18 protein-coding genes and 1 other annotated feature are annotated in these 21,160 nt (G+C 52.0%); of the genes, 13 read left to right on the forward strand and 5 right to left on the reverse strand.

Going from position 1 to position 21,160, the window contains the following annotated elements:
* The 5 genes from dnaA to yidA all read left to right on the forward strand — a co-directional run bounded on the left by dnaA (position 1) and on the right by yidA (position 6,968).
* Complete coding sequence (gene dnaA, locus HV037_RS00005) at positions 1–1,404, forward strand: chromosomal replication initiator protein DnaA (protein WP_047498800.1); 1,404 nt, start codon at positions 1–3, stop codon at positions 1,402–1,404.
* Positions 1,405–1,408: 4 nt separating this feature from the next.
* Positions 1,409–2,509: a DNA polymerase III subunit beta gene (dnaN, locus tag HV037_RS00010; protein WP_103284410.1), complete on the forward strand. Its 1,101-nt coding sequence runs from the start codon at positions 1,409–1,411 to the stop codon at positions 2,507–2,509.
* Positions 2,509–3,582, forward strand: a complete 1,074-nt coding sequence (gene recF / locus HV037_RS00015) for a DNA replication/repair protein RecF (protein WP_016155067.1) — start codon at positions 2,509–2,511, stop codon at positions 3,580–3,582. The genes dnaN and recF overlap by 1 nt, the downstream gene beginning before the upstream one ends.
* Positions 3,583–3,610: 28 nt before the next feature.
* A complete protein-coding gene (gene gyrB, locus HV037_RS00020; protein ID WP_016157816.1) occupies positions 3,611–6,025 on the forward strand; it encodes a DNA topoisomerase (ATP-hydrolyzing) subunit B in 2,415 nt (804 codons plus the stop codon).
* A 130-nt stretch (positions 6,026–6,155) separates the two neighbouring features.
* A complete protein-coding gene (gene yidA, locus HV037_RS00025; protein WP_016155065.1) occupies positions 6,156–6,968 on the forward strand; it encodes a sugar-phosphatase in 813 nt (270 codons plus the stop codon).
* Between the two features lie 4 nt (positions 6,969–6,972).
* Here yidA and cbrA read toward each other — a convergent pair whose 3' ends face one another.
* The gene (gene cbrA / locus HV037_RS00030; RefSeq protein ID WP_103284411.1) at positions 6,973–8,091 is read right to left on the reverse strand and encodes a colicin M resistance lipid reductase CbrA; all 1,119 of its coding nucleotides are present in this window, start codon (positions 8,089–8,091) and stop codon (positions 6,973–6,975) included.
* Between the two features lie 99 nt (positions 8,092–8,190).
* On the opposite strand from cbrA, the gene HV037_RS00035 reads away from it, so the two are divergent.
* Complete coding sequence (locus HV037_RS00035) at positions 8,191–9,417, forward strand: DUF3748 domain-containing protein (protein WP_065554410.1); 1,227 nt, start codon at positions 8,191–8,193, stop codon at positions 9,415–9,417.
* Position 9,418: 1 nt separating this feature from the next.
* Here the strand turns inward: HV037_RS00035 and HV037_RS00040 are convergent, their stop codons facing one another.
* Positions 9,419–9,751, reverse strand: coding sequence for a YceK/YidQ family lipoprotein (locus HV037_RS00040; protein ID WP_181022917.1), 333 nt, complete (start codon positions 9,749–9,751; stop codon positions 9,419–9,421).
* Positions 9,752–9,990: 239 nt separating this feature from the next.
* Positions 9,991–10,063, forward strand: a sequence feature (ROSE (Repression Of Heat Shock gene Expression) occurs in the 5'-region of heat shock genes and acts as an RNA thermometer to modulate expression.).
* Here HV037_RS00040 and ibpA point away from each other — a divergent pair.
* Positions 10,057–10,470 (forward strand): small heat shock chaperone IbpA, encoded by a 414-nt coding sequence (gene ibpA, locus HV037_RS00045; RefSeq protein WP_003023882.1) that lies wholly within the window; start codon positions 10,057–10,059, stop codon positions 10,468–10,470. (Overlaps the previous feature by 7 nt.)
* A 92-nt stretch (positions 10,471–10,562) precedes the next feature.
* Positions 10,563–10,991: a small heat shock chaperone IbpB gene (gene ibpB / locus HV037_RS00050; RefSeq protein WP_003827096.1), complete on the forward strand. Its 429-nt coding sequence runs from the start codon at positions 10,563–10,565 to the stop codon at positions 10,989–10,991.
* Here ibpB and HV037_RS00055 read toward each other — a convergent pair.
* Positions 10,980–11,201: a hypothetical protein gene (locus HV037_RS00055; protein ID WP_137352488.1), complete on the reverse strand. Its 222-nt coding sequence runs from the start codon at positions 11,199–11,201 to the stop codon at positions 10,980–10,982. The genes ibpB and HV037_RS00055 overlap by 12 nt on opposite strands.
* A gap of 71 nt (positions 11,202–11,272) precedes the next feature.
* On the opposite strand from HV037_RS00055, the gene HV037_RS00060 reads away from it, so the two are divergent.
* Positions 11,273–12,934, forward strand: a complete 1,662-nt coding sequence (locus HV037_RS00060; protein ID WP_103284412.1) for a putative transporter — start codon at positions 11,273–11,275, stop codon at positions 12,932–12,934.
* Here HV037_RS00060 and HV037_RS00065 read toward each other — a convergent pair whose 3' ends face one another.
* Entirely contained in the window at positions 12,935–13,651 is a 717-nt protein-coding gene (locus HV037_RS00065; RefSeq protein WP_046276201.1) for a GntR family transcriptional regulator, read from the reverse strand. It abuts the gene before it with no gap.
* A 223-nt stretch (positions 13,652–13,874) separates the two neighbouring features.
* On the opposite strand from HV037_RS00065, the gene HV037_RS00070 reads away from it, so the two are divergent.
* Together HV037_RS00070 and HV037_RS00075 are read left to right on the forward strand one after the other, a co-directional pair.
* Positions 13,875–15,494: an alpha-glucoside-specific PTS transporter subunit IIBC gene (locus tag HV037_RS00070; protein ID WP_046276200.1), complete on the forward strand. Its 1,620-nt coding sequence runs from the start codon at positions 13,875–13,877 to the stop codon at positions 15,492–15,494.
* Positions 15,491–16,813 (forward strand): 6-phospho-alpha-glucosidase, encoded by a 1,323-nt coding sequence (locus HV037_RS00075; protein ID WP_019078008.1) that lies wholly within the window; start codon positions 15,491–15,493, stop codon positions 16,811–16,813. The genes HV037_RS00070 and HV037_RS00075 overlap by 4 nt, the downstream gene beginning before the upstream one ends.
* Here HV037_RS00075 and HV037_RS00080 read toward each other — a convergent pair.
* Positions 16,810–17,703, reverse strand: a complete 894-nt coding sequence (locus HV037_RS00080; protein ID WP_029139706.1) for an AraC family transcriptional regulator — start codon at positions 17,701–17,703, stop codon at positions 16,810–16,812. The two genes, HV037_RS00075 and HV037_RS00080, sit on opposite strands and share 4 nt — an antisense overlap.
* A gap of 167 nt (positions 17,704–17,870) precedes the next feature.
* Here HV037_RS00080 and HV037_RS00085 point away from each other — a divergent pair, with 167 nt between their 5' ends.
* The gene (locus HV037_RS00085; RefSeq protein ID WP_029139707.1) at positions 17,871–19,586 is read left to right on the forward strand and encodes a solute:sodium symporter family transporter; all 1,716 of its coding nucleotides are present in this window, start codon (positions 17,871–17,873) and stop codon (positions 19,584–19,586) included.
* Positions 19,583–21,076 carry a sulfatase-like hydrolase/transferase gene (locus tag HV037_RS00090; protein WP_046276199.1) on the forward strand — a complete coding sequence of 498 codons (1,494 nt, stop codon included), beginning with the start codon at positions 19,583–19,585 and terminating at the stop codon, positions 21,074–21,076. The genes HV037_RS00085 and HV037_RS00090 overlap by 4 nt, the downstream gene beginning before the upstream one ends.
* Positions 21,077–21,160: the final 84 nt, after the last annotated feature.

Raw genomic sequence — 21,160 nt, forward strand, 5'->3', positions numbered from 1 at the left:
GTGTCACTTTCGCTTTGGCAGCAGTGTCTTGCCCGATTGCAGGATGAGTTACCAGCCACAGAGTTCAGTATGTGGATACGCCCGTTGCAGGCGGAACTGAGCGATAACACGCTGGCTTTGTATGCGCCAAACCGTTTCGTGCTTGATTGGGTAAGGGATAAATACCTTAATAATATTAATGGATTACTCAATAACTTCTGTGGAGCGGATGCCCCACAGCTGCGCTTTGAAGTCGGTACTAAACCCGTCACGCAAACGCTGAAAACGCCGGTGAACAACGTTGTTGCGCCCGCCTACGTGGCTCAGCAAGTGCAACCGCAACGTGCCGCTCCGTCGGCGCGCTCAGGCTGGGATAACGTCCCGGCACCGGCAGAACCTACCTATCGTTCTAACGTCAACGTCAAACACACGTTTGATAACTTCGTTGAAGGTAAATCTAACCAACTGGCGCGCGCGGCGGCACGTCAGGTGGCGGACAATCCTGGCGGCGCCTACAATCCGTTATTCCTTTATGGCGGTACGGGTCTGGGTAAAACCCACCTTCTGCACGCTGTCGGTAACGGTATTATGGCGCGTAAGCCAAACGCGAAAGTGGTGTATATGCACTCCGAACGTTTTGTGCAGGACATGGTTAAGGCCCTGCAAAACAACGCGATCGAAGAGTTTAAACGCTACTACCGTTCCGTGGATGCGCTGCTGATTGACGATATCCAATTCTTCGCGAATAAAGAACGATCGCAGGAAGAGTTTTTCCACACCTTTAACGCCCTGCTGGAAGGCAATCAGCAGATCATCCTGACTTCGGATCGCTATCCGAAAGAGATCAACGGCGTTGAAGATCGTCTGAAATCCCGCTTCGGCTGGGGACTGACTGTTGCGATCGAGCCGCCTGAGCTGGAAACGCGCGTTGCGATCCTGATGAAAAAAGCCGACGAAAACGACATTCGTCTGCCGGGTGAAGTGGCGTTCTTTATTGCCAAGCGTCTACGCTCTAACGTACGTGAGCTGGAAGGCGCACTGAACCGTGTGATCGCCAACGCTAATTTTACCGGCCGGGCGATTACCATCGATTTCGTGCGCGAAGCGTTGCGCGATCTGCTGGCTTTGCAGGAAAAGCTGGTCACCATCGACAATATTCAGAAGACGGTGGCGGAGTATTACAAAATCAAAATTGCGGATCTGCTTTCTAAGCGTCGATCTCGCTCGGTAGCTCGTCCGCGCCAGATGGCGATGGCGCTGGCAAAAGAGCTCACTAACCACAGTCTGCCGGAAATTGGCGACGCGTTTGGTGGGCGTGACCATACTACCGTGCTTCATGCCTGTCGCAAGATTGAGCAGTTGCGTGAAGAAAGCCATGATATTAAAGAAGATTTCTCCAATTTAATCAGAACATTATCTTCGTGACGCTATGAAATTTACCGTTGAACGTGAACATTTATTAAAACCGCTTCAGCAGGTCAGCGGCCCGCTGGGTGGACGTCCTACACTGCCTATTCTCGGAAATCTGCTGCTGCAGGTTGCTGACGGTGTGCTTTCTCTCACTGGTACCGATCTCGAAATGGAGATGGTGGCGCGCGTGGCGCTGATCCAGCCTCATGAACCTGGTGCGACCACCGTTCCGGCGCGTAAATTCTTCGATATTTGCCGTGGGTTGCCGGAAGGCGCGGAAATTGCCGTTCAACTGGAAGGCGATCGCATGCTGGTGCGTTCTGGCCGCAGCCGTTTCTCCCTGTCTACGCTGCCTGCCGCCGACTTCCCGAATCTGGACGACTGGCAGAGCGAAGTTGAATTCACTCTGCCGCAGGCCACGATGAAGCGCCTGATTGAAGCCACGCAGTTTTCGATGGCGCATCAGGACGTGCGTTACTACTTAAACGGCATGCTGTTTGAAACCGAAGGGGAAGAGCTGCGTACCGTGGCGACCGACGGTCACCGCCTGGCGGTCTGTTCAATGCCTGTCGGTCAGCAGTTACCCAGCCATTCGGTGATCGTTCCGCGTAAAGGCGTGATTGAACTGATGCGTATGCTCGACGGCGGCGACAACCCGCTGCGCGTGCAGATTGGCAGCAACAACATTCGTGCGCACGTGGGTGACTTCATCTTTACTTCCAAGCTGGTTGATGGCCGTTTCCCGGATTATCGCCGCGTATTGCCGAAGAATCCGGACAAACATCTGGAAGCCGGTTGCGATATCCTCAAACAGGCATTTGCTCGTGCGGCGATCCTCTCTAACGAGAAATTCCGCGGCGTGCGTCTGTATGTCAGTGAAAACCAGCTGAAAATCACCGCCAACAACCCGGAGCAGGAAGAAGCGGAAGAAATTCTGGATGTCTCCTATCCTGGCACTGAACTGGAAATCGGTTTTAACGTTAGCTACGTACTGGACGTACTAAACGCGCTGAAGTGCGAGAACGTTCGTATTCTGCTGACCGATTCCGTATCGAGCGTACAGATTGAAGATGCTGCCAGCCAGAGCGCGGCTTATGTTGTTATGCCAATGAGACTGTAATGTCGCTCACCCGTCTGTTGATCCGCGACTTTCGCAATATCGAAAGCGCGGATCTCGCTTTATCCCCTGGCTTTAACTTCCTGGTTGGCGCGAACGGCAGCGGCAAAACCAGCGTGCTGGAAGCCATCTATACGCTCGGCCACGGCCGGGCGTTTCGCAGTTTGCAGATTGGCCGCGTAATTCGCCACGAGCAGGAGTCGTTTGTTTTACACGGGCGTTTGCAGGGGGAAGAGCGTGAGACATCGATTGGCCTGACGAAAGACAAACTGGGCGACAGCAAAGTGCGCATTGACGGCACTGACGGGCACAAGGTCGCGGAACTGGCGCACCTGATGCCGATGCAGCTGATCACGCCAGAGGGGTTTACTTTACTCAATGGCGGCCCCAAATACAGAAGAGCATTCCTTGACTGGGGATGCTTTCACAATGAAGCCGGATTTTTCACCGCCTGGAGCAATCTGAAGCGACTGCTCAAGCAGCGCAACGCAGCCCTGCGCCAGGTGAGTCGTTATGAGCAACTGCGTCCGTGGGATAAAGAACTGATCCCGCTGGCGGAACAAATCAGCACCTGGCGCGCGGAGTACAGCGCCGGTATCGCGCAGGATATGGCGGATACCTGTCAGCAGTTTCTACCCGAGTTTTCTCTCTCCTTCTCATTCCAGCGCGGCTGGGAGAAAGAGACCGATTATGCCGAAGTGCTGGAACGCAGTTTTGAACGCGATCGCATGTTGACCTACACCGCACACGGTCCGCACAAAGCGGATTTTCGCATTCGCGCTGACGGTGCGCCGGTGGAAGACACGTTGTCGCGTGGGCAGCTAAAGCTGCTGATGTGCGCCTTACGTCTGGCGCAAGGGGAGTTCCTCACCCGCGAAAGTGGGCGGCGGTGTCTCTACCTGATAGATGATTTTGCCTCTGAACTTGATGATGCCCGTCGTGGGCTGTTAGCCAGCCGCTTAAAAGCGACGCAATCTCAGGTCTTTGTCAGCGCAATCAGCGCTGAACACGTTCTGGACATGTCGGACAAAAATTCGAAGATGTTCACCGTGGAAAAGGGTAAAATAACGGATTAACCCAAGTTTAAATGAGCGAGAAACGTTGATGTCGAATTCTTATGACTCCTCCAGTATCAAAGTCCTGAAAGGACTGGATGCGGTGCGTAAGCGCCCGGGTATGTATATCGGCGACACGGATGACGGCACCGGTCTGCACCACATGGTATTCGAGGTGGTAGATAACGCTATCGACGAAGCGCTCGCGGGTCACTGTAAAGATATCGTTGTAACGATTCACGCTGACAACTCCGTGTCCGTTACCGATGATGGCCGTGGTATCCCAACCGGTATTCACCCGGAAGAGGGCGTTTCGGCGGCGGAAGTTATCATGACCGTTCTGCACGCAGGCGGTAAATTCGATGATAACTCCTATAAAGTTTCCGGTGGTCTGCACGGCGTAGGTGTTTCCGTAGTAAACGCCCTGTCACAGAAACTGGAGCTGGTGATTCGCCGCGAAGGTAAAGTGCATCAGCAAACTTACGTGCACGGTGTGCCGCAGGCGCCGCTGGCGGTAACCGGCGAAACAGAAGCGACGGGTACTCAGGTACGTTTCTGGCCAAGCCACGAAACCTTTACCAATGTCGTTGAGTTTGAATACGAGATTCTGGCTAAGCGTCTGCGCGAGCTGTCGTTCCTGAACTCCGGCGTCTCTATTCGTCTGCGCGACAAGCGCGATGGTAAAGAAGACCATTTCCACTACGAAGGCGGCATCAAGGCGTTTGTTGAATACCTCAACAAAAACAAAACGCCGATTCACCCGAATATCTTCTACTTCTCCACCGAAAAAGACGGTATCGGCGTTGAAGTTGCGCTGCAGTGGAACGATGGTTTCCAGGAAAACATCTACTGCTTCACCAACAACATTCCGCAGCGTGACGGCGGTACTCACCTTGCAGGCTTCCGTGCGGCGATGACCCGTACCCTGAACGCCTACATGGACAAAGAAGGCTACAGCAAAAAAGCCAAAGTCAGCGCCACCGGTGACGATGCCCGTGAAGGCTTGATTGCCGTTGTTTCCGTGAAAGTACCAGATCCGAAATTCTCCTCACAGACCAAAGACAAGCTGGTCTCCTCTGAGGTGAAATCGGCGGTAGAACAGCAGATGAACGAACTGCTGAGCGAATACCTGCTGGAAAACCCGTCTGATGCGAAAATCGTCGTTGGCAAAATTATTGATGCTGCACGTGCCCGTGAAGCGGCACGTCGCGCGCGTGAAATGACCCGTCGTAAAGGCGCGCTGGACTTAGCGGGCCTGCCGGGCAAGCTGGCGGACTGTCAGGAACGCGACCCGGCGCTGTCCGAACTGTACCTTGTGGAAGGGGACTCCGCGGGCGGTTCTGCGAAGCAGGGCCGTAACCGTAAAAACCAGGCGATTCTGCCGCTGAAGGGTAAAATCCTCAACGTCGAGAAAGCGCGCTTTGATAAAATGCTCTCTTCTCAGGAAGTGGCGACGCTGATCACCGCGCTCGGCTGTGGCATCGGTCGTGACGAGTACAACCCGGACAAACTGCGTTATCACAGCATCATCATCATGACCGATGCGGACGTCGACGGCTCGCATATTCGTACGCTGCTGTTGACCTTCTTCTATCGTCAGATGCCGGAAATCGTGGAACGCGGCCACGTTTACATTGCACAGCCACCGCTGTACAAAGTGAAAAAAGGTAAGCAGGAACAGTACATTAAAGATGACGAAGCGATGGATCAGTACCAAATTTCTATCGCTCTGGATGGCGCAACGCTACACACTAATGCCAGCGCACCTGCTCTTTCAGGTGAGTCGTTAGAAAAACTGGTTTCTGAATACAACGCGACGCAGAAAATGATTGGCCGTATGGAACGTCGTTTCCCGAAAGCGCTGCTGAAAGAACTGGTTTATCAACCGACGCTGCCGGAAGCTGATTTGGCGAACGAGCAGACCGTTACCCGCTGGGTTAATTCGTTGATTACCGAGCTGAACGAAAAAGAACAGCACGGCAGCCTGTGGAAGTTTGATATCCACCACAACGCAGAGCAGAACCTGTTTGAGCCGATTGTGCGCGTCCGTACTCACGGTGTGGATACCGACTATATTCTGGATCACGAGTTTGTGACCGGTGGCGAATACCGTCGTATTTGTACGCTCGGTGAGAAGCTGCGCGGGCTGATCGAAGACGATGCGTTTATCGAACGTGGCGAGCGCCGCCAGCCGGTTGCCAGCTTTGAGCAGGCGCTGGAATGGCTGCAGAAAGAGTCACGTCGCGGCCTCGCTATCCAGCGTTATAAAGGTCTGGGCGAGATGAACCCGGATCAGCTGTGGGAAACCACCATGGATCCGGAAAGCCGTCGTATGCTGCGCGTTACCGTGAAGGATGCGATTGCCGCCGACCAGCTGTTCACTACGCTGATGGGCGATGCCGTTGAACCGCGTCGCGCGTTTATCGAAGAAAACGCCCTGAAAGCGGCGAACATCGATATCTAACTTGCACCCAGGTCTACAACCGTCCTGCAAAAGGGGAATCTCGATTCCCCTTTCTATCCCCCTTTTCGTAGCTGTTTTTTGAGCGGAATCGCGTTAGCATGAGGACGGACTCATTTAATCCGGGGAACTCATGGCTATCAAACTTATTGCTATCGACATGGATGGCACACTTCTGCTGCCCGATCACACCATTTCACCCGCGGTCAAAACGGCGATTGCCGCAGCGCGCGCGCGTGGCGTAAATGTGGTGCTGACCACGGGGCGCCCGTATGCCGGCGTCCACAGCTATCTGAAAGAATTGCATATGGAAGAACCCGGTGACTACTGCATTACCTACAATGGCGCGCTAGTGCAGAAAGCAGGGGATGGCAGTACTGTCGCGCAAACCGCGCTGAGCTATGATGATTATCGTTATCTGGAGCAGCTCTCCCGGGACGTTGGCTCGCATTTCCACGCACTCGATCGCAACACGCTGTATACCGCGAACCGTGATATCAGCTACTACACGGTACATGAATCGTTTGTTGCGACGATTCCGCTGGTGTTCTGTGAAGCCGAGAAAATGGATCCCGCAACCCAGTTCCTGAAAGTGATGATGATTGACGAGCCGGAGATCCTCGATAAAGCTATCTCACGCATACCTGCGGAAGTAAAAGAGAAGTACACCGTGCTGAAAAGTGCGCCGTATTTCCTCGAAATCCTCGATAAACGCGTCAATAAAGGGACTGGCGTGAAATCGCTGGCCGATGCGTTGGGTATAAAAGCCGAAGAGGTGATGGCGATTGGCGATCAGGAAAACGACATCGCGATGATTGAATACGCAGGCGTGGGCGTTGCCATGGACAACGCTATTGGATCAGTCAAAGAAATCGCCAACTTTGTGACGAAATCTAACCTTGAAGATGGCGTCGCGTATGCCATTGAGAAGTTTGCGCTGAAATAAGATGTTATGGGCAAATGCCTTGGCGCATTTGCCCTGTTTCAGCAATTAGTTGTGATACTGAGTGGTCACCTTGAGGAATATGCGCCACGCCGCTGCGCATTATCCATTTACGGGAAAACGCCGACGTCAGGGCCCGACTTTTCAGGATCTTGCCAAACAGTTTGAGACGTAACTTGCGGGGGGCTTTGCGGTAAGCGTGATTCATATCTGGTGCATCCCGCAACAATACAGATTTGAGCGCCTCCGCGCTGTCCAGCGCATAGCTAATCCCCTCCAGTGAGCTGGCGCTGATAAAACCGGCCGCTTCGCCAATCAAAAATGCGTTGTCCTTGCCACAGACGAAGTCTTTCCAGCGTGAAGGAAACAGCACCGTACATTTTTCACTTTTCACCGGTTTGCCGAACTGAAATTGGAACGCTTCCATCTTCGCTTTCAGCGCGTCAAAGCGCGCCTGGCCGTCCTTCATCGGGTAGGCACCGCCAAAGATAAAATAGCCATCTTTGCTGATACTCCAGGAATAACAGTCGGTTGCGTCGTTATCAAAAATGCAGGAATAGAACGGGACGGGATGTTTTTCCGCAAACCATTGTTGAATAGCAACATATTTACGGATCTGGTGCCGGGGATAGAGATGACGGCGTACCAATGAGTTCGCGCCGTCGGCTCCCACCAGATAACGCGCGGTGATCTGCTGCTCCCAACCGTCGGCGCGGAAGATAACATGCCATTTATCGCCCTCGCGCCAGATTTTCCGACACAGGCTGTCGTGGTACACCTGTACATCATCAGGAATGAGAGATTTAAGCCATAAATCAAAAGCATGGCGGTTGATATTAATGTAGCTACGCTGGTAGTTACGCGTCAAAGAGGCTGCAACATCAACCGTTTTAACGCTAAATATCTGTGGGTTAGCGATGACATCAACGGGTAAGGTTATCCCGTCGCGGATAAACGAACGCTGGGCATCCGGGGCCAACAGACCGCCGCAGGGTTTGGTGAAACCTTCGTTGCCGCACTGGTGTTTTTTATCCAACGCGATCACGCGCATTTTTCCACTCAACTGCCGCGCCAGCGCTGCGCCTGCCGGGCCTAACCCGATAATGGCTACGTCAAAATGTTCCATCTTTCTGTCCGCAAAAATGAAGATGGCGATACGCTAAAGCCTGAAAGTGAAGTGCTTGTGAAGTATGATTGCTGAAATCGTCTTGTATCAGGGCATTCCATGAAGCAAATCACCTTTACGCCGCGTAATCATCAGCTTACCAATATCAATACCTGGACACCGGACAGCCAGTGGCTGGTCTTTGATGTGCGCCCTTCCGGTGCCTCTTTTACCGGCGACACAATTGAGCGCGTCAATATTCATACTGGCGAGCTGGAGGTGATTTATCGGGCCATGCAGGGATCGCACGTTGGCGTGGTGACCGTTCATCCAAAGTTGGAAAAATATGTGTTTATTCATGGGCCTGAAAATCCTGATGAAACATGGCATTACGACTTCCATCATCGGCGTGGGGTGATAGCTACGCAGGCAAAAGTGGAGAATCTGGATGCGATGGATATTACCGCCCCATATACGCCGGGCGCGCTGCGCGGCGGTAGTCATGTACATGTATTTAGCCCGAGCGGCGAGTTTGTCAGTTTCACCTATAACGACCATGTGCTGCATGAGCGCTCACCGGCGCTGGATCTACGCAATGTCGGTGTGGCTGCGCCCTATGGTCCGGTGACGGTCTCCGCGCAGCATCCCCGTGAGTACAGCGGGAGCCATTGGTGCGTGCTGGTAACCCAGACGACACCCACGCCTAAACCGGGTAGCGATGAGATTAACCGCGCCTATGAAGAGGGCTGGGTAGGGGAAAATAGACTGGCGTTTATCGGTGATACGTTATCAGTCACGGGCGAGAAAGTGCCGGAGTTATTTATTGTTGATTTACCACAGGATGAAAGCGGTTGGAAACAGCCGGGCGACGCTCCGCTGGAGGGCACTGAGACGACAATGCCTGCGCCGCCATTCGGTATTAATCAACGCCGCCTGACGTTTACTCATGCGCGCGCCTTTCCCGGTCTGGTAAATCAGCCGCGCCATTGGGTGCGCAGTAATCCAAAGGCATCTGATATTGCGTTTTTAATGCGTGATGACGTCGGCATTGTGCAACTGTGGCTGATTTCCCCACAAGGAGGGGAACCGCGTCAGCTTACCCGCTGCGCCACGGATATTCAGTCAGCATTCAACTGGCATCCTTCAGGGAAATGGCTGGGGTTTGTACTGGATAACAAAATTGCTTGTTGTGATGCTCAGACGGGAGAGGTTGATTTTCTAACGGACCGTCACGGCAACCCACCATCGGGCGATGCGATCATCTTCTCTCCTGATGGTCGACAGGTTGCGTGGATGGAAGACGTCGAGGGTTTCCGCCAGCTGTGGGTAACAGAGACAGGGCGTTAACTTAAGGAGCAGGAATTTCAGCCGGAGGGATAACGGCGTTCGTGGCCTGCGTTCTCTCCTCGCTTTTTTCTACACGGGATCTCACCGAGTTATCTTTGCGAAAGAGATCCCACGGAAGTAATACTGTATCCAGTACTGCGGTAAACGGCATATCCAGAATCGCCAGTGACTTGGTTCCCCAGTTTGTATCACTTTCGCTAATCATTGTGGCGCTGGCGCGCGTGCCAGGATACGTCCCTTCTTTGCCTCCGGTATGCGACATAATGCTGGAACAGCCGCTCACAAACGCCATCCCGCTGCACATTGTCAGTGTTACCAACATTTTTTTTATCATCATTTTTTTCATCTGTATTTATTGTGTTTGCATGGTGAGTTAAAGCGATCCGTTGCGAAAATAACATCACCATTTCGTCACACTGTGGCGGCTATCGCGATTTAACGATAACAACTGCTCACACCAGTGTATGCAATAGACAACAAACTGCAAAAAAAGTCAGATGAATACGCTTGAAAAGTTTGTATTAAGACCCATTTTTAGAGTGTAGACAAATGAAGGGCATGCCTGATGGGTGTCCTGGCTACCTGACCTGTCCATGATGGAAGGTCTATTATTCTCGCTGATTTCAGGAGCTATTGATTATGCGTAACTTTGATTTATCCCCGCTGTACCGTTCTGCTATTGGTTTTGATCGCCTGTTTAACCTGCTGGAAAACAATCAGGGCCAGAGCAATGGCGGCTACCCTCCGTATAACGTTGAGCTGGTAGACGAAAACCATTACCGAATTGCGATTGCCGTTGCTGGTTTTGCTGAAAGCGAACTGGAAATTACTGCCCAGGACAATCTGCTGGTGGTGAAAGGCGCCCATGCGGACGATCAAAAAGAACGTACTTACCTGTATCAGGGGATTGCCGAGCGCAACTTCGAACGTAAGTTCCAGTTAGCGGAGAACATTCATGTTCGCGGCGCGAACCTGGTGAATGGTCTGCTGTATATCGATCTCGAACGCGTGATTCCCGAAGCGAATAAGCCGCGCCGCATCGAAATCAACTAATTCTGTGGGCCGCTTCAGGCGGCCCTGCTAAGCAATCGGCTTGCCGTCAGGGAGCCAAAAGGTACTTACTCGCTTCTTAGAAGGAGATTATTATGCGTAACTACGATTTATCCCCACTGCTGCGTCAATGGATCGGTTTTGACAAACTGGCCAATGCCTTGCAAAACACGGGCGAAAGCCAGAGCTTCCCGCCTTATAACATCGAAAAGAGCGATGATAACCACTACCGCATTACCCTTGCGTTAGCCGGTTTCCGCCAGGAAGATCTGGATATTCAACTGGAAGGCACGCGCCTGACCGTGAAAGGTACGCCGCAGCAGCCGGAAAAAGAGACCAAATGGTTGCATCAGGGGCTGGTCACTCAGCCGTTCAGCCTGAGCTTTACGCTGGCTGAAAATATGGAAGTCTCCGGCGCAAGCTTCACTAACGGCTTGCTGCATATCGATTTGACCCGGAATGAACCTGAAACCATCGCTCCACAACGTATCGCCATCAGCGAACGTCCCGCATTAGACAGTTAAATAGCTCCATGCCTTTGCCCCGCCAGAAATGACGGGGCTTTTTTGTGCCTCAGCCCACATGAAACTATTATCTGGGAGGGCAGGATGCCGGAAGCGCTGCCATTGCCAGAAAAAAGCATTCAGCAATTTCAAATCGACGTGAAGAAAAACAGTAAAGAACGCCCTTCTTAAGCGCTCCTGGGCGCTCTGTAGCATGATAATGTGCGCCACTCTGCATTCATGCCTGAACGGTTCAGTCATAATCTTCGTTAAATAAAATGTTATTCACAGGGAACAGGAAAATGAGTGATATAGCATTGACGGTCAGCGTTCTGGCAATGGTGGCAGTTGTCGGATTATGGATCGGCAACATAAAAATACGTGGTGTTGGTTTTGGCATCGGAGGCGTGCTGTTCGGCGGTATTATTGTCGGGCATTTTGTCGATCAGGCAGGGATGACCCTGAGCGGCGACATGCTGCATTTTATTCAGGAATTTGGCCTGATTCTTTTCGTCTACACCATCGGTATTCAGGTGGGGCCGGGCTTTTTTGCGTCACTGCGCGTTTCGGGCCTACGGCTGAATCTGTTTGCCGTGCTGATTGTTATCATGGGTGGCCTGGTCACCGCGATCCTGCATAAGATTTTTGCCATTCCCCTTCCCGTGGTGCTGGGCATTTTTTCCGGTGCGGTCACTAATACTCCGGCGTTAGGCGCGGGGCAGCAGATTCTGCGCGATCTGGGTACTCCTGTTGATGTGGTGGATCAGATGGGGATGAGCTATGCCATGGCTTATCCTTTTGGTATCTGCGGTATTTTGCTCACTATGTGGCTGATGCGCCTTATTTTTCGCGTTAACGTTGATGCCGAAGCCCATCAGCATGAATCCACGCTGACCAACGGACACGCGCTGATTCAGACGATGAATATCCGTGTGGAAAACCCGAACCTCAACAATATGGCGATTCAGGATGTCCCAATCCTGAACAGCGACAAAATCATCTGCTCACGTTTAAAACGTGAAGAAACATTGATGGTGCCGTCGCCGGGGACGATTATTCAGATGGGCGACCTGCTACACCTGGTTGGTCAGCCTGCTGATCTGCACAATGCGCAGGTGGTGATTGGGCAGGAGGTGGACACATCGCTGTCGACGCGAGGCACCGATTTACGCGTTGAGCGCGTGGTGGTGACCAACGAACAGGTGCTGGGGAAACGAATCCGCGACCTGCATTTCAAAGAACGTTACGACGTGATTATCTCCCGTCTGAACCGTGCGGGGGTTGAGCTGGTAGCCAGCAGCGACGCCAGCCTGCAGTTTGGCGACATCCTCAATCTGGTTGGCCGACCTTCCTCGATTGATACTGTTGCCAATGTGGTGGGTAACGCCCAGCAAAAACTGCAGCAGGTGCAGATGCTGCCGGTATTTATCGGGATCGGGCTGGGTGTTCTGCTGGGTTCAATCCCGCTATTCATTCCGGGGTTCCCGGTGGCGCTAAAACTGGGGTTGGCCGGTGGGCCGCTGATTATGGCCTTGATCCTGGGGCGTATTGGCAGCATTGGTAAGCTGTATTGGTTTATGCCCCCCAGCGCTAACCTGGCGCTGCGAGAGTTGGGTATCGTGCTGTTTCTCGCAGTGGTTGGTCTGAAGTCAGGCGGTGATTTTGTTCATACCCTGACGCAGGGGGATGGCCTGAGCTGGGTGGGCTACGGTATTTTCATCACCGCGATTCCGCTGATTACCGTGGGGCTGCTGGCGAGGATTTTCGTCAAAATGAACTACCTCACGCTGTGCGGAATGCTGGCTGGCTCAATGACCGATCCGCCTGCACTGGCATTTGCTAACAACCTGCATGCCACCAGCGGGGCGGCGGCGCTGTCGTATGCGACCGTTTATCCGCTGGTGATGTTCCTGCGAATTATCACGCCGCAACTGCTGGCGGTGATTTTCTGGGGGATGGGTTAGTCAGGCTGAGTCTGGGTGGACGCGCCGTAAGTGGTAGTCCACCTGGTACTCGCTGGCGTTTCTGAACATCACCGAATAATTCAAAAACTCCCCGCTATCGCTGTAGGACAGTGAGGTAATCCGCAGCAATGGCGTCTGTTCAGGTACGTTCATCTGCGCGGAAAGCTGCTTATCGGCAAGAACGGGAGTCAGACTTTCATAGTTGCCGCTGATAGTTATTCCGCACTCTTTCTCGATGTAATCGAATTTTGACCCTTCCAGATGCGCCAGCGATAAATTACGGAATAATTTTACCGGCATGTAGCTGTCTTCAAGCATCAGCGGCTTGCCGTCCACATAGCGAACGCGACGTGAGAAGTAGATGCGTTCATTAATCTGGATACGCAGTTGGCTGGCAATTGCTGGTGGTGCGGGCATCACTTCAAATACCAGTACTTCACTGGTGACCTCTTTCCCTTGTCGCTTCAGTACTTCCGCCAGTCCGGTCAGGTTTGTGGTTTCATGATGGACATCTTTGCGCGCCACATAAGTTCCACTCCCATGACGGCGTACGACCAATCCCCAGCCAATCAACATATCAATTGCTTTACGGATCGTCATTCGTGAAACCGCGAACTCTTGGGCAAGCTTTTTTTCACCAGGCAACGGGCTACCGATGTTGTAATCAGAAGAATTCAGGCGAATTCGTAGTCGTTCCGCAATTGATTTGTAGATCACTACCAGACCTCTTTTTTCTTTTAATTACTGCACCATAAACCTTTTGATGTCTAACTTTTACGTAAAAAGTAGACCTCATTGCCGAAATTAAAACCATGAAAGCGATCACGAATCGCAGCGGCATGCCATGTCTGAAGGATCGCAACTTTCTATTCTCGTATCAGGCCAGCAATCACTACAAAAAAGGCCTCTCCCCTACTGGTTGTTATATGAGGATGTGAAAATGCTCAGTCAAATACAACGCTTTGGCGGCGCGATGTTCACCCCGGTGCTGCTGTTTCCCTTTGCCGGTATCGTCGTCGGTATCGCTATTATGCTGCGCAACCCGCTGTTTGTGGGTGAAGCGCTTACCGATCCCAACAGTTTGTTCGCACAAATCGTTCATATCATCGAAGAAGGTGGCTGGACGGTATTTCGCAATATGCCGCTGATTTTCGCCGTTGGTCTGCCGATCGGTCTGGCGAAACAGGCTCAGGGGCGCGCTTGTCTGGCGGTACTGGTCAGCTTTCTTACGTGGAATTACTTCATCAATGCCATGGGCATGACCTGGGGAGATTTCTTCGGCGTGGATTTTAGCGCAGACCCGACGGCAGGTAGCGGCTTAACGATGATGGCCGGGATTAAAACACTAGATACCAGCATCATCGGCGCCATTGTCATTTCCGGTATTGTTACTGCCTTGCATAACCGTTATTTCGACAAACCCTTGCCAGTATTTCTCGGTATTTTTCAGGGAACATCGTTTGTGGTGATCATTGCCTTCCTGGTGATGATTCCCTGTGCCTGGCTGACGCTGCTGGGTTGGCCAAAGGTGCAGATGGGGATTGAATCTCTGCAAGCTTTTCTGCGTTCTGCGGGTGCGTTGGGGGTATGGGTTTATACCTTCCTTGAGCGTATTTTGATTCCGACCGGGCTGCATCACTTCGTCTATGGTCCATTTATCTTCGGCCCTGCGGCGGTGGAAGGCGGCATCCAGGTCTACTGGGCGCAGCACTTGCAGGAATTCAGCCAAAGCACAGAGTCGCTGAAAACGCTGTTCCCGGAAGGGGGTTTTGCTCTGCACGGCAATTCGAAAATCTTTGGTTCATTAGGTATTGCTCTGGCGCTTTACTTCACTGCCTCTCCGGAAAACCGGGTGAAGGTGGCGGGATTATTGATCCCCGCTACGCTAACGGCTGTGTTGGTTGGGATTACCGAACCGCTGGAGTTCACCTTCCTGTTTATCTCACCCTTGCTGTTTGCTGTACACGCCGTGCTGGCGGCCTCCATGGCGACGGTAATGTATCTCTGCGGCGTGGTAGGCAATATGGGTGGCGGCCTGCTTGACCAGTTCTTACCGCAAAACTGGATCCCAATGTTCCACAACCATGCCGGAATGATGTTCACCCAGATAGCGATTGGCCTGGCCTTTACCGCGATCTATTTCACCATCTTCCGCGCGCTGATCCTGCGCTTCAACCTGAAAACGCCGGGCCGGGAAGACAGCGAAATCAAACTCTACACCAAAGCTGACTATAAAGCCGCGCGTGGGCAAACCACCGCCGCTACGCCAGACACCAAACTGGGACAGGCGGCCGGTTTTCTGCAAGCGTTAGGCGGCGCAGGCAATATCGGAAGTATTAATAACTGCGCCACTCGCCTGCGGATTGCGCTTCACGACATGGCGAAAACGCAAAGCGATGACGTCTTCAAAGCGCTGGGTGCACACGGTGTTGTGCGTCGCGGCAATGGTATTCAGGTCATTGTTGGTTTACACGTCCCTCAGGTACGCGACCAGCTCGAAACGCTAATGAAATCTACTTTATCAAACGAACAGATCCCCATGACGGAGGCAGTATCATGAAAAAATTCTCAGTGGTTATCGCAGGTGGTGGTAGTACCTTTACGCCGGGCATCGTGTTGATGTTGCTGGCAAATCAGGACCGTTTCCCGCTTCGTGCGCTGAAATTTTATGACAACGATGGCGCGCGTCAGGAGGTGATTGCCGAGGCGTGTAAAATCATCCTCAAAGAGCAGGCGCCGGAGATAGAGTTTAGTTACACCACCGATCCCAAAACTGCGTTTACCGATGTTGATTTTGTGATGGCACATATCCGCGTGGGTAAATACCCAATGCGTGAACAAGACGAGAAAATCCCATTACGTCACGGGGTGTTAGGCCAGGAAACCTGTGGGCCGGGCGGGATTGCCTACGGCATGCGATCTATTGGCGGTGTGCTGGAACTGGTGGATTATATGGAAAAATATTCACCAAACGCCTGGATGCTTAACTACTCTAACCCGGCGGCAATTGTGGCTGAAGCCACGCGTAGACTGCGTCCAAATGCGAAAATCCTCAATATTTGCGATATGCCCATCGGTATTGAAGGACGGATGGCGCAGATCGTCGGCCTTAAAGATCGTAAACAGATGCGCGTGCGCTACTACGGGCTGAACCACTTTGGCTGGTGGACATCAATTGAAGATCTCCAGGGTAACGATTTGATGCCGAAGCTGCGTGAATACGTGGCGAAGCATGGTTATGTGCCGCCATCGAACGACCCGCATACGGAGGCGAGCTGGAACGATACCTTCGCTAAGGCGAAGGATGTGCAGGCGCTGGATCCGGACACCATGCCAAATACCTACCTGAAATACTATCTGTTTCCGGATTACGTGGTCCAGCACTCCAATCCGCAGCGTACCCGTGCCAACGAGGTTATGGATCACCGCGAAAAACAGGTGTTCGGTTCCTGCCGGGCCATTATTGAGGCAGGCCATTCTGCGGCCGGTGAACTGGAGATTGACGAACATGCTTCCTACATTGTCGATCTGGCGGCGGCCATCGCCTTTAACACTCAGGAGCGGATGCTGCTGATTGTGCCAAATAATGGTGCGATTCATAACTTTGATGATGAAGCGATGGTCGAGATCCCATGCCTGGTGGGGCATAACGGCCCGGAGCCGCTGACTGTGGGGGATATCCCGCAGTTCCAGAAAGGGTTGATGAGCCAGCAGGTGGCGGTTGAGAAGTTGGTGGTCGATGCCTGGGAGCACCGCTCTTACCAGCGTTTGTGGCAGGCTATCACCCTGTCGAAAACCGTGCCGAGTGCGTCTGTAGCTAAAGCGATTCTGGATGATTTGATCGACGCTAACAAAGAGTACTGGCCGGAACTGCGCTAACCCAGTTGACCGGCATCCTCTGGGTGCCGGTCCGCATGTTTCAATACCGCCGACGGCGCATAGCCAAATTTGTGTTTAAACGCCTTGCTGAAATGAAACGAGTCAAAGAAGTTAAGTATATCAGCGACCTGCCCGACCGTATTTCCCTCTTGCTTTAACAGCGATAACGCCAGTTCCAGCCGCGCATCCAGATAGTATTCTTTCGGTGTTTTTCCGGTATAGCGTAAAAAAAGACGACGTAGCCAGGCTTCGCTACAGGGGATAGTGGCTGCCATATCCGCCACGCTCCACCGTTTTTGTAGACTGGCATGTAGAGTGGCAATCAGTTTTTCAATCTGTATTCGCTGTGGGTCTTTTTTACCTTCGGCGTAAATAAGACAAATCCATTGATAAATTATTTTTGTGAGAAAGGCGACTGCCAGATTATTTTTTATTGAGTCTGGGGATGTAATTAATCGCGAAACTTCGGTCAGCTCATGATTATAAATATCACCATTATAAATAATGCTTTGTTGTCGTAGCGGAATATCCATTACGCTGGTTGGTGTGAATTCCATCCAGTATTGTTCCCATACCAACCCTTCACAGTGATAAGACTGTATATCGGTTGGTTTTAAAAAGATTATACAGTTTCCGGTAAGCGTGATTTGTTCACCGCCTTTAAGAAGGATTTTTCCACAGCCCTGGACGGTGTAGACCGCAACCCATGAATTAGCAATCAGCGGTTTTTTCTTATCACGTGGCCAAATAACCCGATAATGTTCGTCGGCATAGGTGTGCCACAGCGAGATCAATGAAATCCCGCTGGAGATCACACTTTCATGAATCAACAGGGGAATATTGTACGTAGTTTCGTTTTTTACATGCGAACTTTGCATCTTTCCATTCATTTTAATTTCCCACCGGAGAATTATGCCCACAACCTGAACTTAACAGAAAAAATCTGTTCAGGGATATGACGTTTTTATTTTAAGAAATCTGACTGCCTGACCCGGCGCACATTACCTTGCATTCCCCCTACAGCTGCCGGGACATAATGAAAAATAAGGGCTATGAGATGAATACGCTACAAATTCTGAGCTTTGTGGGCTTTACGCTGCTGGTGGCGCTAATCACCTGGTGGAAGGTACGTAAAACGGATACCGGATCGCAACAAGGGTATTTTCTTGCCGGGCGTTCATTGAAAGCGCCGGTGATTGCCGCGTCATTGATGTTAACTAACCTTTCAACCGAACAGTTGGTTGGTCTGTCTGGTCAGGCTTACAAAAGCGGAATGTCGGTTATGGGTTGGGAAGTCACCTCTGCGGTGACGCTTATCTTTCTGGCGCTGATTTTTCTACCTCGCTATCTGCAACGTGGTATCGCTACGATCCCAGATTTTCTGGAAGAGCGTTACGATAAAACCACGCGAATCATTATCGACTTTTGCTTTCTTATTGCCACTGGCGTCTGCTTCCTGCCGATTGTGCTTTATTCAGGGGCGCTGGCGCTGAATAGCCTTTTTCACATCGGTGAATCGCTGAATATTTCTCAGGGCGCAGCAATCTGGTTACTGGTTATTTTGCTGGGCCTTGCCGGGATTATTTATGCGGTGATCGGCGGTTTACGTGCGATGGCGGTGGCCGATTCTATCAATGGTATAGGGCTGGTGATTGGTGGATTGATGGTCCCCGTGTTCGGCCTGATTGCGATGGGAAAAGGCAGTTTTTTACAAGGTGTTGAGCAACTGACCACCGTACATGCGGAGAAATTAAACTCAATTGGTGGAGCGAACGATCCGCTGCCGATAGGTGCAGCCTTTACCGGTTTGATTCTGGTGAATACCTTCTACTGGTGTACTAATCAGGGCATCGTACAACGTACGCTGGCTTCCAAAAGCCTCGCCGAAGGGCAGAAAGGAGCATTGCTCACAGCGGTATTGAAAATGCTCGATCCACTGGTGCTGGTATTACCAGGTTTAATTGCTTTTCATCTATACCAGGATCTGCCAAAGGCGGATATGGCATATCCGACACTGGTAAATAACGTGCTTCCTGTCCCTTTGGTGGGTTTTTTCGGTGCCGTTTTATTCGGCGCGGTAATCAGTACATTCAATGGATTTTTAAACAGCGCCAGTACCTTATTTAGCATGGGAATATATCGGCGGATTATTAATCAACACGCCCAACCGGAACAGCTGGTTCGGGTTGGGCGTAAGTTCGGATTCTTTATCGCGGTAATTTCCGTGCTGGTAGCACCGTGGATCGCTAATGCACCGGAAGGACTCTACAGCTGGATGAAACAGCTCAACGGTATTTATAACGTGCCGTTGGTGACCATCATCATCATGGGATTCTTTTTCCCGCGCATCCCTGCGCTGGCAGCGAAAGTCGCTATGGGACTCGGTATCGTCAGCTACATCACCATTAATTATCTGGTGAAGTTCGACTTTCACTTCCTTTACGTACTGGCCTGTACCTTCTGCATCAACGTGGTGGTGATGCTGGTTATCGGCATTATCAAGCCGCGTGCGACGCCGTTTAAATTCCATGATGCTTTTGCGGTAGACATGAAGCCGTGGAAAAACGCCAAACTTGCCTCTGTCGGTATCCTGACCGCGATGCTCGGCGTCTATGCTGGACTGGCGCAGTTTGGAGGGTACAACACCCAATGGCTGACGATTCTCTGCTACTCAATTACGGCGGCAGTGATGATGTATTTAATTTACAGCACCTGGCAGACGCGTCGTTTGGCCACTGCACTTTCTGTCTCTGACGCTAAGGATAAAGCATGACCCGCCCTAATTTCCTGTTCATTATGACTGATACTCAGGCGACCAATATGGTCGGCTGTTATAGTGGTAAGTCGCTGAATACCAATAACATTGATAGCCTGGCGGCGGAAGGTATTCGCTTCAATTCTGCTTATACCTGCTCACCGGTGTGCACTCCGGCCCGCGCTGGGCTGTTTACCGGGATTTATGCCAACCAGTCCGGCCCGTGGACCAATAACGTCGCGCCGGGGAAAAATATCTCCACCATGGGACGCTATTTTAAGGATGCGGGCTATCACACCTGCTACATCGGCAAGTGGCATCTCGACGGGCACGATTACTTTGGTACCGGCGAGTGCCCGCCCGAATGGGATGCTGACTACTGGTATGACGGGGCAAATTACCTCGCGGAACTGACGGACAAAGAGATCGGTTTGTGGCGTAACGGTCTGAACAGCGTGGAGGATTTGCTGGCTAACAATATCAATGAAACCTTTACCTGGGCGCACCGCATCAGTAACCGGGCGATTGATTTCCTCCGCCACCCTGCACGTGATGAAGAACCCTTCCTGATGGTAGTTTCCTACGACGAGCCGCATCACCCGTTTACCTGTCCCGTGGAGTATCTGCAGAAATATCAGGATTTTTATTATGACCTGGGGATGAAGGCGCACGACTCTTTGAGTAACAAACCTGAACATCATCGTCTTTGGTCTGAAGCGATGCCTTCGCCGGTAGGTGATGATGGGCGCTATCACCATCCGCTCTATTTTGCCTGCAACGACTTTGTCGATGACCAGATTGGCCGGGTTATTAATACCTTAACGCCCATGCAGCGGGACAACACCTGGGTCATTTACACCTCCGATCATGGCGAGATGATGGGGGCGCATAAGCTCATCAGTAAGGGGGCAGCGATGTATGACGACATCACGCGAATTCCGCTGATTATGCGCTCGCCTCAGGGAGAATCCATGCAGGTAGACACGCCGGTAAGCCATATCGATCTGCTGCCGACGATGATGGCGCTGGCGGGTATTGAGAAGCCACAAATCCTGCCGGGTGAAAACATCCTTACCGTTGAAAAACCACGCGGTGTGATGGTGGAGTTCAATCGTTATGAGATTGAACATGACAGTTTTGGCGGATTTATACCGGTACGTTGCTGGGTGACGGATGACTGGAAGCTGGTGCTGAACCTGTTTACCAGTGATGAGCTTTACGACAGACGAAACGATCCCGATGAGCTACACAACCAGATAGATTCTCCGCAATTAGCCGATGTTCGCTGCCAGATGCACGACGCGCTGCTGGACTATATGGATAAAATCCGCGATCCATTCCGCACCTATCAGTGGAGTTTGCGTCCCTGGCGTCCTGACGCCGTACCGCGCTGGATGGGCGCTTTTCGCCCGCGCCCGCAAGACGGCTATTCTCCCGTGGTACGCGATTACGACACCGGTTTACCAACCCAGGGCGTAAAAGTTGAGGAGAAAAAGCAGAAGTTCTGACTACAATGCCAATTGGCGCAGATACTCATATTTGCACTTACCTGTCGGCCGGATAAGGCATTAGCCGCCATCCGGCAATGACAG

This window comes from Citrobacter sp. RHBSTW-00017 (genome assembly GCF_013797615.1).
Lineage (GTDB): Bacteria > Pseudomonadota > Gammaproteobacteria > Enterobacterales > Enterobacteriaceae > Citrobacter > Citrobacter braakii.